Source organism: Streptomyces sp. NPDC028711, assembly GCF_055565415.1.
On record NZ_JBVHUJ010000006.1, the window covers coordinates 324,672 to 338,199 of the forward strand.

General features: G+C 70.5%; 11 protein-coding genes. 9 read left to right on the forward strand and 2 right to left on the reverse strand.

What is annotated here, in order from left to right; genetic code table 11:
- The first annotated feature begins 92 nt into the window (after nt 1-92).
- The 5 genes from secD to ACZ4VK_RS21400 all read left to right on the forward strand — a co-directional run bounded on the left by secD (nt 93) and on the right by ACZ4VK_RS21400 (nt 6,672).
- Nucleotides 93-1,871 (forward strand): protein translocase subunit SecD, encoded by a 1,779-nt coding sequence (gene secD / locus ACZ4VK_RS21380; RefSeq protein WP_468354139.1) that lies wholly within the window; start codon nt 93-95, stop codon nt 1,869-1,871.
- 1 nt (nt 1,872) lies between these two features.
- Nucleotides 1,873-2,946 carry a protein translocase subunit SecF gene (gene secF / locus ACZ4VK_RS21385; protein WP_468354141.1) on the forward strand — a complete coding sequence of 358 codons (1,074 nt, stop codon included), beginning with the start codon at nt 1,873-1,875 and terminating at the stop codon, nt 2,944-2,946.
- Nucleotides 2,943-3,494 (forward strand): adenine phosphoribosyltransferase, encoded by a 552-nt coding sequence (locus tag ACZ4VK_RS21390; protein ID WP_468354143.1) that lies wholly within the window; start codon nt 2,943-2,945, stop codon nt 3,492-3,494. The genes secF and ACZ4VK_RS21390 overlap by 4 nt, the downstream gene beginning before the upstream one ends.
- Nucleotides 3,495-3,621: 127 nt before the next feature.
- On the forward strand, nt 3,622-4,020 hold the full coding sequence (locus ACZ4VK_RS21395) for a hypothetical protein (RefSeq protein WP_468354145.1): 399 nt from the start codon (nt 3,622-3,624) through the stop codon (nt 4,018-4,020).
- Nucleotides 4,021-4,191: 171 nt separating this feature from the next.
- Entirely contained in the window at nt 4,192-6,672 is a 2,481-nt protein-coding gene (locus tag ACZ4VK_RS21400) for a RelA/SpoT family protein (protein WP_468354147.1), read from the forward strand.
- A gap of 69 nt (nt 6,673-6,741) precedes the next feature.
- Here the strand turns inward: ACZ4VK_RS21400 and ACZ4VK_RS21405 are convergent, their stop codons facing one another.
- Nucleotides 6,742-7,971 carry a DUF349 domain-containing protein gene (locus ACZ4VK_RS21405; RefSeq protein WP_468354149.1) on the reverse strand — a complete coding sequence of 410 codons (1,230 nt, stop codon included), beginning with the start codon at nt 7,969-7,971 and terminating at the stop codon, nt 6,742-6,744.
- A 200-nt stretch (nt 7,972-8,171) separates the two neighbouring features.
- Entirely contained in the window at nt 8,172-8,972 is an 801-nt protein-coding gene (locus ACZ4VK_RS21410) for a peptidylprolyl isomerase (RefSeq protein WP_468354151.1), read from the reverse strand.
- Nucleotides 8,973-9,136: 164 nt separating this feature from the next.
- On the opposite strand from ACZ4VK_RS21410, the gene ACZ4VK_RS21415 reads away from it, so the two are divergent.
- The 4 genes from ACZ4VK_RS21415 to ACZ4VK_RS21430 all read left to right on the forward strand — a co-directional run bounded on the left by ACZ4VK_RS21415 (nt 9,137) and on the right by ACZ4VK_RS21430 (nt 13,290).
- Nucleotides 9,137-9,844, forward strand: coding sequence for an MBL fold metallo-hydrolase (locus tag ACZ4VK_RS21415; protein ID WP_384107142.1), 708 nt, complete (start codon nt 9,137-9,139; stop codon nt 9,842-9,844).
- A gap of 8 nt (nt 9,845-9,852) precedes the next feature.
- Complete coding sequence (hisS, locus tag ACZ4VK_RS21420; RefSeq protein ID WP_468354153.1) at nt 9,853-11,115, forward strand: histidine--tRNA ligase; 1,263 nt, start codon at nt 9,853-9,855, stop codon at nt 11,113-11,115.
- A 154-nt stretch (nt 11,116-11,269) separates the two neighbouring features.
- Entirely contained in the window at nt 11,270-11,896 is a 627-nt protein-coding gene (locus ACZ4VK_RS21425; RefSeq protein ID WP_468354155.1) for a vitamin K epoxide reductase family protein, read from the forward strand.
- A gap of 41 nt (nt 11,897-11,937) precedes the next feature.
- Nucleotides 11,938-13,290 carry a replication-associated recombination protein A gene (locus tag ACZ4VK_RS21430; RefSeq protein WP_468354157.1) on the forward strand — a complete coding sequence of 451 codons (1,353 nt, stop codon included), beginning with the start codon at nt 11,938-11,940 and terminating at the stop codon, nt 13,288-13,290.
- The last annotated feature ends 238 nt before the right edge of the window (nt 13,291-13,528 follow it).

The window sequence follows — 13,528 nt, forward strand, 5'->3', positions numbered from 1 at the left end:
GTTCCACGTCTGCGGGGGAAGGTCCCCACACACACTTCGTGGCCGTCTCACGCATACCCGGCGGGAGACGGTTGGACAGGGAGATACGACAGGTGGCAGCACCGAAGAAGGGCCGAAGGCCGGCGGGGGGACAGAGCCGGCCGGGCCGCGCCCTGGCACTCATCCTGATCGCCATGGTCGCGCTCACCGGCGGCATGTTCTGGTCGGGGCACACCACCCCGCGCCTGGGCATCGACCTCGCCGGCGGTACCTCGATCACGCTCAAGGCCAAGGCTGAGCCGGGCCAGGAGTCGGCGGTCAACGAGACCAACATGAACACCGCCGTCGGCATCATCGAGCGCCGTGTCAACGGTCTCGGTGTCTCCGAGGCCGAGGTCCAGACGCAGGGCCGCGAGAACATCATCGTCAACATCCCTCGCGGGACGAACGAGAAGCAGGCCAGGGAGCAGGTCGGTACCACCGCCCAGCTCTACTTCCGGCCCGTGCTCGCCGTCGCGGCCGCCGCGCCGCAGCCGGTGCCGAGCGCCACCTCCGGCTCCCCCTCGGCCTCGCCGAAGCCCTCCGCCTCCGCCTCCGGCGCGACGGTGGGCGAGAAGCCGGCGACGCCGACGGCCACCGCCTCCACCCAGGGCCGTGCGCTCACCGAGGCCCTCAAGGCCCCGAGCCCCACGCCCACCGGGAGCGCCTCCTCGTCCCCCTCCGCGACCCCCAAGGCCACGGAGCCCCCCAAGGCGAGCCAGACGCCCGACGCCTCCACCGCGGCGCTCGAGAAGAAGTTCGCCACCCTGAACTGCCTCGACCCCAAGCAGCGCTCCGCAGCCGGTCAGGGCGTCAAGCCGGCCGAGCCGACCGTGGCCTGTGGCAAGAACGCCATCGACCAGTGGGAGAAGTACCTCCTCGGCCCGGCCGAGGTCGAGGGCAAGGACGTCGACGACGCCCAGGCCGCGATCGACCAGCGGACCGGCCAGTGGATCGTGGACATGGAGTTCACGGGCGCCGGTTCGAAGAAGTTCCAGTCGATCACCAGCAAGCTCTCGCAGCAGACCGAGCCGCAGAACCAGTTCGCGATCGTCCTGGACGGCGAGGTCGTCTCCGCGCCCCGCGTGCAGACCACGCTGAGCGCCAGCGCGCAGATCTCCGGCAGCTTCAACCAGCAGTCGGCGCAGGACCTCGGCAACATCCTGTCCTACGGTGCCCTGCCGCTCTCCTTCGAGACCCAGAGCGTCGACACCGTCACCGCCGCGCTCGGCGGGGACCAGCTGGAAGCCGGTCTGATCGCCGGCGCCATCGGCCTCGCCCTGGTCATCATCTACCTGGTCGCCTACTACCGCGGCCTGTCGCTGATCGCCATCCTCAGCCTCGGCGTCTCCGCGCTCCTCACCTACGTGATCATGTCGCTCCTCGGCCCGGCCATCGGCTTCGCGCTGAACCTGCCGGCCGTCTGTGGAGCCATCGTCGCCATCGGTATCACCGCGGACTCGTTCATCGTCTACTTCGAGCGCATCCGCGACGAACTCCGCGAGGGCCGCACGCTCCGCCCGGCCGTCGAGCGCGCCTGGCCGCGTGCCCGCCGCACCATCATGGTCTCCGACTTCGTGTCGTTCCTGGCCGCGGCCGTGCTCTTCATCGTCACCGTCGGCAAGGTCCAGGGCTTCGCGTTCACGCTCGGCCTGACCACCCTGCTCGACGTCGTCGTGGTGTTCCTCTTCACCAAGCCGGTCATGACGCTCCTCGCGCGGACCAAGTTCTTCGGCGACGGCCACCCCTGGTCCGGCCTCGACCCGAAGCGACTCGGCGCCAAGCCGCCGCTGCGCCGCTCCCGCCGTGCCACCGCCTCTGCCGCTGGCCCTGTCGACCCGAAGGAGGCGTGAGATGTCGAAGCTCGGCGATCTCGGAGCCCGGCTCCACCGCGGTGAGGTCGGCTACGACTTCATCGGCAACCGCAAGATCTGGTACGGCCTGTCCATCCTGATCACCATCACCGCCATCGTCGCCCTGGCCGTCCGCGGCCTGAACATGGGCATCGAGTTCCAGGGCGGCGCGGTCTTCACCACCCCGAAGTCGGAAGTCTCCGTCAGCCAGGCGCAGGAGTACGCGGAAGAGGCCTCCGGCCACGACGCGATCGTCCAGCAGCTCGGCAACGGCTCCCTGCGCATCCAGGTCGGCGGCCTCGACACCGCGCAGTCCGACCAGGTCCGCTCGGAGCTCGCCAAGGACCTGAACGTCCCCGAGGACAAGATCGCGGCGGAGCTGGTCGGCCCCAGCTGGGGTGAGCAGATCGCCACCAAGGCCTGGACGGGCCTGGGGGTCTTCATGATCCTCGTGGTGATCTATCTGGCGATCGCCTTCGAGTGGAGAATGGCGGTCGCGGCACTCATCGCCCTCATCCACGACCTCACGATCACCGTGGGCATCTACTCGCTGGTCGGCTTCGAGGTCACGGTCGGTACGGTGATCGGTCTGCTGACCATTCTCGGATATTCGCTGTACGACACAGTGGTGGTCTTCGACTCCCTCAAGGAACAGACGAAGGACATCACGAAGCAGACCCGCTTCACCTACAGCGAGCTGGCGAACCGCTCGATCAACGGCACCCTGGTCCGTTCGATCAACACCACCGTCGTCGCGCTGCTGCCGGTCGCCGGTCTGCTGTTCATCGGTGGTGGCGTCCTCGGCGCCGGCATGCTCAACGACATCTCGCTGTCGCTGTTCGTCGGTCTCGCCGCCGGTGCCTACTCGTCGATCTTCATCGCCACCCCGCTCGTCGCCGACCTCAAGGAGCGCGAGCCGGCGATCAAGGCGCTCAAGAAGCGCATCCTCGTCAAGCGGGCGAGTGCCGCGTCGAAGGGCGAGTCGGAGGACGGTGCGTACGCCGACGAGGCGGAGACCGCCGTCGTCGGTCCGCGCGCGAGCCGTCGCGGCCGTGCGCAGGAGCACCGAGGATGACCGCCGACACCCAGGACGTGACCGCGCTCCTGCTGAGCCGTATCCGCGACGTCCCCGACTATCCGAAGCCGGGCGTGCTGTTCAAGGACATCACGCCGCTGCTCGCGGACCCGGAGGCGTTCACGGCGCTCACCGACGCCCTCGCCGCGCTGTGCTCCGCGCACGGCGCCACGAAGATCGTCGGTCTCGAGGCGCGCGGCTTCATCCTGGCCGCCCCGGTGGCCGTCCGCGCGGGCCTGGGCTTCATCCCGGTCCGCAAGGCCGGCAAGCTCCCCGGGGCGACGCTCCGCCAGGCGTACGAGCTGGAGTACGGCAACGCCGAGATCGAGGTGCACGCCGAGGACCTCGCGGCGGGCGACCGCGTCATGATCATCGACGATGTCCTCGCCACCGGTGGTACGGCCGAGGCCTCCATCGAGCTCATCCGCCGCGCGGGCGCCGAGGTGGCGGGCGTCGCGGTCCTGATGGAGCTGGGCTTCCTCCCCGGCCGCGGCCGTCTGGAGCCCGTCCTGAACGGGGCTCCGCTCACCGCACTCATCCGAGTGTGATCGTTCAAGTCCGACGATCTCCCGCCCGATAACGGTCGAGGGATACGGCGAAGGGCGCCCGGGTTCTCCCGAGGCGCCCTTCGGCGTTCCCGACCGTCACGCGCCGCCAGGAGGAAGTCGTATGAACATGTCGCGGAGAACCGTCGCCGGGGTCGTCTCCCTGATCGCACTCGCCGCCCTCGGGACCGCCGCGAACCCCGCGAGCGCGGACCTGCCGTCACAGGCGCCGGCGGCCGGCGTCTGCGTCGGCTGGAAGAACGCCGGGAGCGTGCCCCTGAAATGGTCCGAGGTCAGCGACGGCTGCGGTCACTTCGGTGCCGAGGGCATGAAGATGGCGTACGCCTGGAAGGTCTACAAGGGCGGGAGCATCTGCGTCCGGGCCAAGGGCTTCGACGCCCGGCGCAAGGAGTTCTGGTCGAGCCCGCTGTGCGGGAAGAGTGGCTCCCTCAAGGTTCACTGGGGCAATGTCGCCGCCACCAAGGAGATCCAGGTGAAGGGCGGCCCCTCCCTGTTCCGCTGGAGCTGATGAGAACGGCCGGCTCGACCTCGGGCCCCGCGCCCGCGGGGCCCTTCGCAGGTGAGAGCCACCACGTGCGCATCGCGACTCCCGGCTCGATACCATGGGCTTTCCGGGCCTGACCGGGGGACCCGGTACCTCCCCCAGACTCCGTCCGGGGGGACGCCCAGAGGAGCGCTCTTGCCAGACGAGGCCCAGCCACTCTCCGCCGCGCAGCCCGACCCGAAGGCCGACAAGGCCGCGCCCGGGACCGGCACGCCCCAGAACAAGCCGGCGGAGACCGGGCCCGCGCCTGCCGCGTCCGCGCAGCCGGCCCCCGAGGCCCCGGCCCCCGCCCGGCCCGCCCCGGCCCCGCCCGCCCGCTCCGGCGGCTCGTCCAACCGCGTCCGCGCACGCCTCGCCCGGCTCGGCGTCCAGCGCTCCTCCCCGTACAACCCGGTCCTCGAACCGCTGCTGCGGATCGTCCGCTCCAACGACCCCAAGATCGAGACGGCCACGCTCCGCCAGATCGAGCGGGCCTACCAGGTCGCCGAGCGCTGGCACCGCGGCCAGAAGCGCAAGAGCGGCGACCCGTACATCACGCACCCGCTCGCCGTCACGACGATCCTCGCCGAGCTCGGCATGGACCCGGCGACCCTGATGGCCGGTCTGCTCCACGACACCGTCGAGGACACCGAGTACGGTCTCGACACCCTGCGCCGGGACTTCGGCGACCAGGTCGCGCTCCTCGTCGACGGCGTCACCAAGCTCGACAAGGTCAAGTTCGGCGAGGCCGCCCAGGCCGAGACCGTCCGCAAGATGGTCGTCGCCATGGCCAAGGACCCCCGCGTCCTGGTCATCAAGCTCGCCGACCGCCTGCACAACATGCGCACCATGCGGTACCTCAAGCGGGAGAAGCAGGAGAAGAAGGCCCGCGAGACCCTGGAGATCTACGCCCCGCTGGCGCACCGGCTGGGCATGAACACCATCAAGTGGGAGCTGGAGGACCTCGCCTTCGCGATCCTCTACCCCAAGATGTACGACGAGATCGTCCGGCTCGTCGCCGAGCGCGCCCCCAAGCGGGACGAGTACCTCGCCATAGTGACCGACGAGGTCCAGGCGGACCTCCGGGCCGCCCGGATCAAGGCGACCGTCACCGGCCGACCCAAGCACTACTACAGCGTCTACCAGAAGATGATCGTCCGGGGCAGGGACTTCGCGGAGATCTACGACCTGGTGGGCATCCGTGTCCTCGTCGACACGGTGCGGGACTGCTACGCCGCCCTCGGCACCGTCCACGCGCGATGGAATCCGGTCCCCGGCCGGTTCAAGGACTACATCGCGATGCCGAAGTTCAACATGTACCAGTCGCTGCACACGACGGTCATCGGACCCAACGGCAAGCCCGTCGAGCTCCAGATCCGCACCTTCGACATGCACCGGCGCGCCGAGTACGGCATCGCCGCCCACTGGAAGTACAAGCAGGAGGCCGTCGCCGGGGCCTCCAAGGTGCGCGCCGACGTGCCGAAGAAGGCCGGCAAGGACGACCACCTCAACGACATGGCGTGGCTCCGCCAGCTCCTCGACTGGCAGAAGGAGACCGAGGACCCCAGCGAGTTCCTGGAGTCCCTGCGCTTCGACCTCTCCCGCAACGAGGTCTTCGTCTTCACGCCCAAGGGCGACGTCATCGCGCTCCCCGCGGGCGCCACCCCCGTCGACTTCTCCTACGCCGTCCACACCGAGGTCGGCCACCGCACCATAGGGGCGCGCGTCAACGGGCGGCTCGTCCCGCTCGAATCGACCCTCGACAACGGCGACCTGGTGGAGGTCTTCACCTCCAAGGCCGCGGGCGCCGGGCCCTCCCGCGACTGGCTGGGCTTCGTGAAGTCCCCGCGCGCCCGCAACAAGATCCGCGCCTGGTTCTCCAAGGAGCGCCGGGACGAGGCCATCGAGCAGGGCAAGGACGCCATCGCGCGGGCGATGCGCAAGCAGAACCTGCCGATCCAGCGGATCCTGACCGGCGACTCGCTCGTCACCCTCGCCCACGAGCTCCGCTACAGCGACATCTCGTCGCTGTACGCGGCGATCGGCGAGGGCCATGTCACCGCCCAGTCCATCGTGCAGAAGCTGGTCCAGGCGCTCGGCGGCGAGGAGGCCGCCACCGAGGACATCGACGAGGCCTCGCCGCCGACCCGCGGCCGCTCCAAGCGCCGCTCGAGCGCCGACCCCGGCGTCGTCGTCAAGGGCGTCGAGGACGTGTGGGTGAAGCTGGCCCGCTGCTGCACCCCCGTGCCCGGCGACCCGATCATCGGCTTCGTCACCCGCGGCAGCGGCGTATCGGTTCACCGCAGCGACTGCGTCAACGTGGAGTCGCTCTCCCGGGAGCCGGAGCGGATCCTGGAGGTCGAGTGGGCGCCGACCCAGTCCTCGGTCTTCCTCGTCGCCATCCAGGTCGAGGCGCTCGACCGGTCCCGGCTGCTCTCGGACGTCACCCGGGTCCTCTCGGACCAGCACGTCAACATCCTCTCGGCGGCCGTGCAGACCTCCCGTGACCGGGTGGCCACCTCGCGCTTCACCTTCGAGATGGGCGACCCGAAGCACCTGGGCCACGTCCTGAAGGCCGTACGGGGCGTGGAGGGCGTCTACGACGTCTACCGCGTGACCTCGGCCCGCCGGCCGTAACCACGGGCATGACGAAGGCCCCCCGGCGCAGAGCCGGGGGGCCTTCGTCGTACGGTCACGGCGTCCGTGTCAGCCGCCGAACTCCTCCAGGCCCTTCATGGCCTGGTCGAGCAGCGCCTGGCGGCCCTCCAGCTCGCGGGCGAGCTTGTCGGCCTTGGCGTCGTTGCCGGCGGCGCGGGCCGCGTCGATCTGCTTGCGCAGCTTCTCGACCGCGTCCTGCAGCTGACCGGTCAGACCCGCGGCACGCGCGCGTGCCTCCGGGTTCGTCCGGCGCCACTCGGCCTCCTCGGACTCCTGGATCGCCCGCTCCACCGCGTGCATCCGGCCCTCGACCTTGGGACGGGCGTCACGCGGGACGTGGCCGACGGCCTCCCACCGCTCGTTGAGGGAACGGAAGGCCGCGCGGGCCGCCTTCAGGTCCGTCACCGGCAGGAGCTTCTCGGCCTCGGTCGCGAGCTCCTCCTTCAGCTTGAGGTTCTCGGTCTGCTCCGCGTCCCGCTCGGCGAAGACCTCGCCGCGCGCCGCGAAGAAGACGTCCTGGGCACCGCGGAAGCGGTTCCACAGGTCGTCCTCGTGCTCGCGCTGGGCGCGTCCCGCCGCCTTCCAGTCCGCCATCAGCTCGCGGTAGCGGGCAGCCGTGGTGCCCCAGTCGGTGGAGTTCGACAGCGACTCCGCCTCGGCGACCAGACGCTCCTTGGCCTTGCGGGCGTCCTCACGCTGGGCGTCCAGCGAGGCGAAGTGGGCCTTGCGGCGCTTCGAGAACGCCGAGCGGGCGTGCGAGAAGCGGTGCCACAGCTCGTCGTCCGACTTGCGGTCGAGCCGGGGGAGGCCCTTCCAGATGTCCACCAGCGCCCGCAGCCGCTCGCCCGCGGAGCGCCACTGCTCGCTCTGGGCCAGCTCCTCGGCCTCCGTGACGAGCTTCTCCTTCGCGGCGCGCGCCTCGTCGGTCTGCTTCGCCTTCTGGGCCTTCCGCTCCTCGCGGCGCGAGTCGACCGTCTCGACGAGCTTGTCGAGGCGGGTCGCGAGCGCGGCCAGGTCGCCGACGGCGTGGTGCTCGGTGACCTGCTGCCGGATGTGCTCGATCGCCGCCGTGGCGTCCTTCGCCGAGAGGTCGGTGGTCCTCACCCGCTTCTCGAGGAGGCCGATCTCGACAACCAAGCCCTCGTACTTGCGCTCGAAGTAGGCCAGAGCCTCCTCAGGGGTGCCGGCCTGCCACGATCCGACGACCTTCTCACCCTCGGCCGTCCGCACGTACACGGTGCCCGTCTCGTCGACGCGGCCCCACGGGTCGCTGCTCACAGCGCCTCCTCACCATGATGCCGTCGCGGGGTCGTACCCCCCGGGCATCGTCCACAGTTTCCCGGCGGGCCTCGCCCGCCTTCCGCAGCGCGGCCGACGGCCCAACGCTGCACAACGCCAATCTAGGCGAACCGCGGCCCGGCTGTCCGCACTCAGCACGACCGAGATTCGACGGCCACGCGCGCGTGCGGACGCCCGGCTCACTTCTTCGCGACGGTCGCCTTCTCGATGGTGACGGCCTTCTTCGGGGCGCCGTCCGTGGCGCCGCCCGAGACGCCGGCCTCGGCCACGTCCTTGACGGCCTTCAGGCCGGCCGCGTCGATCTTTCCGAACGGGGTGTAGGTCGGCGGCAGCTTGGTGTCCGCGTAGACGAGGAAGAACTGCGAGCCGCCGGTGCCGGGCTGTCCGGTGTTGGCCATGGCGACGGTGCCGGCCGGGTAGGTCACCGTGCCGTCCTTGCCCGCCTTGCCCAGGGCGTCCAGGTTCTCGTCCGGGATGTTGTAGCCCGGGCCGCCGGTGCCGTCGCCCTTGGGGTCACCGCACTGGAGCACGAAGATGCCCTGGGTGGTGAGCCGGTGGCACTTCGTCCCGTCGAAGTACTTCTTGTCGGCGAGGTGCTTGAAGGAGTTCACCGTGCGCGGGGTCCTGGCCGCGTCCATGGTGATCGTGACGTCGCCCTCGTTGGTCTTCAGCGCCATGGTGTACGTGGCCTTCGGGTCCACGGACAGCTTGGGCTCGGGGCTCGCCTTCTCGCTCTCCGAGGGCGTGGGCGCGGAGCTGCTCGGCGCCTCGCCGGCCGCGTTGTCCGAGCCCTTGCCGGAGCCGTCCGTCAGCGCCACGGACGCGTACACGGCGCCGCCCGCCGCGAGCACCACCGCGAGGGCCGCGGCGACGACGGTGTTGCGGCGCTTCGCCTTGCGCCGGTTCTCCTCCCGCCGCTGCTGCTGCCGCGCGTACTTCTCCCTGGCAAGCTGCCGCCGCCGCTGATCGCTGGTGACCACCGGGTCCGCTCCTTGTCGCTCGTCTGTTCCTGTTCTGGCCGGATGTGCCCGTACGGTATACGGGTTGGCTGTGGAACCGGCACCGCCGGTAGGCTCTGATCTGCCGAATCTCGTGATTCCCGTGAATTCCGCGCCCTGTGCCGGACGACATCCAAGGACGAAACGTGCTGATTGCCGGGTTCCCCGCCGGGGCCTGGGGGACCAACTGCTATCTGGTCGCCCCCGCCGCAGGCGAGGAGTGCGTGATCATCGACCCCGGCCACCAGGCCGCCCAGGGTGTCGAGGAGACGCTGAAGAAGCATCGGCTCAAGCCCGTCGCCGTCGTCCTCACCCATGGACACATCGACCACGTCGCCTCCGTCGTCCCGGTGTGCGGCGCCCATGACGTCCCCGCGTGGATCCACCCGTCCGACCGCTACATGATGAGCGACCCGGAGAAGGCCCTCGGCCGCTCCATCGGGATGCCCCTCATGGGCGAGCTGACCGTCGGGGAGCCCGACGACGTGCGGGAACTCACCGACGGCGCCGAGCTGAAGCTCGCCGGTATGGAGTTCTCCGTCGCCCACGCGCCCGGTCATACCAAGGGGTCGGTGACCTTCAGGATGCCGGAGACCACGGAGATCCCGTCCGTGTTCTTCTCCGGGGACCTGCTGTTCGCCGGCTCCATCGGACGCACCGACCTTCCCGGCGGTGACATGGACGAGATGCTCGCTTCGCTGGCCCGTGTGTGCCTGCCGCTCGACAACTCGACCGTGGTGCTGTCGGGACACGGTCCCCAGACGACCATCGGCCAGGAGCGCGCCACGAACCCCTATCTGCGGGACGTGGCCTCCGGCCTCGGGAGCGCGAAGGCTCCCCGACGAGGAATGTGACGACCCACGTGAGCACCTTCAAGGCCCCCAAGGGCACGTACGACCTGCTGCCCCCCCGCTCCGCGACGTTCCTCGCGGTGCGCGAGGCGATCTCCACACCGCTGCGGAACTCCGGCTACGGCTACGTCGAGACCCCCGGTTTCGAGGACGTGAAGCTGTTCTCCCGCGGCGTCGGCGAGTCCACCGACATCGTCAGCAAGGAGATGTACACCCTCACCACCAAGGGCGGCGAGGAGCTGGGGCTGCGCCCGGAGGGCACCGCGTCCGTCCTGCGCGCGGCACTCCAGGGCAACCTGCACAAGCTCGGCAACCTGCCGGTCAAGCTCTGGTACTCCGGCTCGTACTACCGCTACGAGCGGGCCCAGGCGGGCCGCTACCGCCACTTCTCCCAGGTCGGCGCCGAGGCCATCGGCGCCGAGGACCCCGCGCTCGACGCGGAGCTGATCATCCTCGCCGACCAGGCGTACCGCTCCCTCGGCCTGCGGAACTTCCGCATCCTGCTGAACTCCCTCGGCGACAAGGAGTGCCGTCCCGTCTACCGCGAGGCGCTCCAGTCCTTCCTGAGCGGCCTCGACCTCGACGAGGACACCCGCCGCCGCGCCGAGATCAACCCGCTGCGCGTCCTCGACGACAAGCGCGAGTCCGTGCAGAAGCAGCTGGTCGGCGCACCGCTCCTGCGCGACTACCTGTGCGACGCGTGCAAGGCGTACCACGAGGAGGTGCGCGCCCTGATCACCGCGGCGGGCGTCGCCTTCGAGGACGACGACAAGCTGGTGCGCGGCCTCGACTACTACACCCGCACCACCTTCGAGTTCGTCCACGGCGGTCTCGGCTCGCAGTCGGCGGTCGGCGGCGGCGGCCGCTACGACGGCCTCTCCGAGATGATCGGCGGCCCCGCGCTGCCGTCCGTCGGCTGGGCGCTCGGCGTCGACCGCACGGTCCTCGCCCTGGAGGCGGAGGGCGTCGAGCTCGACATCCCCGCCGCCACCAGCGTCTTCGCGGTCGCCATCGGCGAGGAGGCGCGCCGCGTCCTCTTCGGCAAGGTCACCGAGCTGCGCAGGGAGGGCATCGCCGCGGACTTCTCCTTCGGCGGCAAGGGCCTCAAGGGCGCCATGAAGGACGCGAACCGCTCGGGCGCCCGCCTCGCCGTCGTCGCCGGTGAGCGCGACCTCGCCGAGGGCGTCGTCCAGCTCAAGGACATGGAGTCCGGCGAGCAGCAGGCGGTCCCCGTCGACGGTCTCCTGGACGCGGTGCGGGCCAAGCTGGCCTGAGGACCGTAGGAACGCCGAAAGGGGCCCGGACCACGCACGCGCGTGGCCCGGGCCCCCTCTCGCGTCCTCCTTATCCCGGGCGAACGGCGGACGCGGGGCGCCTTGCGGCAGAATGGCGGTGCCCGACAGGCGGACGATCGAGGGACAAGGCGACATGACGAAGGCAGCGGTGGACGAGACCGCGTCCGGCCGGGACGGCGCCGGCACGATCGGCGCGAGCAGGGCCTTCGCCTGGCTGCTCGTGATCACCGGAGCGGCCGGAGTGCTCGCCGCCTGGGTCATCACGATCGACAAGTTCAAGCTCCTCGAGGACCCGAACTTCACGCCGGGATGCAGCCTCAACCCGATCGTCTCCTGCGGCAACATCATGAAGAGCGAGCAGGCCTCGGTCTTCGGCTTCCCCAACCCGATGCTCGGCCTCGTCACGTACGCGATGGTGGTCGCGATCGGTCTGGCCCTGCTCGCCGGGGCCCGCTACCGCCGCTGGTACTGGCTGGGGCTCAACGCCGGCACCCTCTTCGGCGTCGGCTTCTGCACCTGGCTGATGTACCAGTCGCTGTACGAGATCAACTCGCTCTGCCTGTGGTGCTGCCTCGCCTGGGTCGCCACCATCGTCATGTTCTGGTACGTGACCTCGCACAACGTCCGCAACGGCGTCATCCCCGCCCCCCGCGGCCTCAGGACCTTCTTCGACGAGTTCACCTGGATCCTGCCCGTCCTGCACATCGGGATCATCGGCATGCTGATCCTGACCCGCTGGTGGGAGTTCTGGACCTCCTGACGGCGACCGCGCTGTCAGTGCGGTGACCTAGGCTTCATGACGTGGAGCCCGACCTCTTTACCGCAGCAGCCGAAGACCGGCAGGAGAAGGACCCGTCCAGCAGCCCGCTGGCCGTCCGGATGCGCCCGCGCACCCTCGACGAGGTGGTGGGCCAGCGGCACCTGCTCAAGCCCGGATCGCCGCTGCGCCGACTGGTGGGGGACGGCGACGGCGGCCCCGCGGGCGCCTCCTCGGTGATCCTCTGGGGCCCGCCGGGCATCGGCAAGACCACCCTCGCGTACGTGGTCTCGAAGGCGACCAACAAGCGGTTCGTGGAGCTGTCGGCGATCACCGCGGGCGTCAAGGAGGTCCGGGCCGTCATCGACGGCGCCCGCCGCGCGGTCGGGGGGTACGGCAAGGAGACCGTCCTCTTCCTCGACGAGATCCACCGCTTCTCCAAGGCCCAGCAGGACTCGCTCCTGCCCGCCGTCGAGAACCGCTGGGTGACGCTCATCGCCGCCACCACCGAGAACCCGTACTTCTCCATCATCTCCCCGCTCCTCTCCCGCTCCCTGCTCCTCACCCTGGAGCCGCTCACCGACGACGACCTGCGCGGTCTGATGGCGCGGGCCCTCACCGGCGAGCGCGGGCTCGGCGGCGCCGTGACCCTCCCCGAGGACGCCGAGGCCCACCTCCTCCGCGTCGCCGGCGGCGACGCACGGCGCGCCCTGACCGCCCTGGAGGCGGCCGCCGGAGCCGCCATCGCCAAGGGCGAGCCGGAGATCACCCTGCAGACGGTCGAGGAGACCGTGGACCGCGCCGCCGTGAAGTACGACCGGGACGGCGACCAGCACTACGACGTGGCCAGCGCGCTCATCAAGTCGATCCGCGGCTCGGACGTGGACGCGGCCCTGCACTACCTGGCGCGGATGATCGAGGCGGGGGAGGACCCGCGGTTCATCGCCCGCCGGCTGATGATCTCGGCGAGCGAGGACATCGGGCTCGCCGACCCGAACGCGCTGCCGATCGCCGTCGCCGCGGCGCAGGCCGTCGCCATGATCGGCTTCCCCGAGGCGGCCCTCACCCTCAGCCACGCCACCATCGCCCTGGCCCTGGCCCCGAAGTCGAACGCGGCGACGACCGCGATCGGCGCCGCCCTAGCGGACGTGCGGAACGGCCTGGCCGGATCGGTTCCGCCGCATCTGCGCGACGGCCACTACAAGGGCGCGGCCAAGCTCGGCCACGCCCAGGGCTATGTCTACCCGCACGACGTCCCGGGCGGCATCGCGGCCCAGCAGTACGCGCCGGACACCATCCACGGCAGGCAGTACTACGAGCCCACCCGCTACGGCGCGGAAGCGCGCTACGCGGACGTGGTGGACCGGGTGAGGGCGAGACTCAAGGGCGCCGAGTAGGAAGCGCCCGCCCACCGGGACGGGTCGTCGGGCCCCGTGCGAGGGTGCGCCGCGGAGCCGGTACACTGGTCGGGATCGCTGCGTCCCGTGCCCGACTCGGTCGGCACCACCAGAACGGGACAGTCAGCCGGAGACCCGGTCCTCGGGTCAGGTCTCCAGGAGCGTCGCGCACCTTCGAAGGTGTCGCGGGCAACCCACCACCACCCGGAATCCCGGGAACGGCGGTGGGCCGTTCGCG

What these genes read in the sequence shown, in the direction of transcription:
- secF (WP_468354141.1), top strand. Translation starts at nt 1,873, where the DNA reads ATGTCGAAGCTCGGCGATCTCGGAGCCCGGCTCCACCGCGGTGAGGTC.
- ACZ4VK_RS21390 (WP_468354143.1), top strand. Translation starts at nt 2,943, where the DNA reads ATGACCGCCGACACCCAGGACGTGACCGCGCTCCTGCTGAGCCGTATC.
- ACZ4VK_RS21395 (WP_468354145.1), top strand. Translation starts at nt 3,622, where the DNA reads ATGTCGCGGAGAACCGTCGCCGGGGTCGTCTCCCTGATCGCACTCGCC.
- ACZ4VK_RS21425 (WP_468354155.1), top strand. Translation starts at nt 11,270, where the DNA reads ATGACGAAGGCAGCGGTGGACGAGACCGCGTCCGGCCGGGACGGCGCC.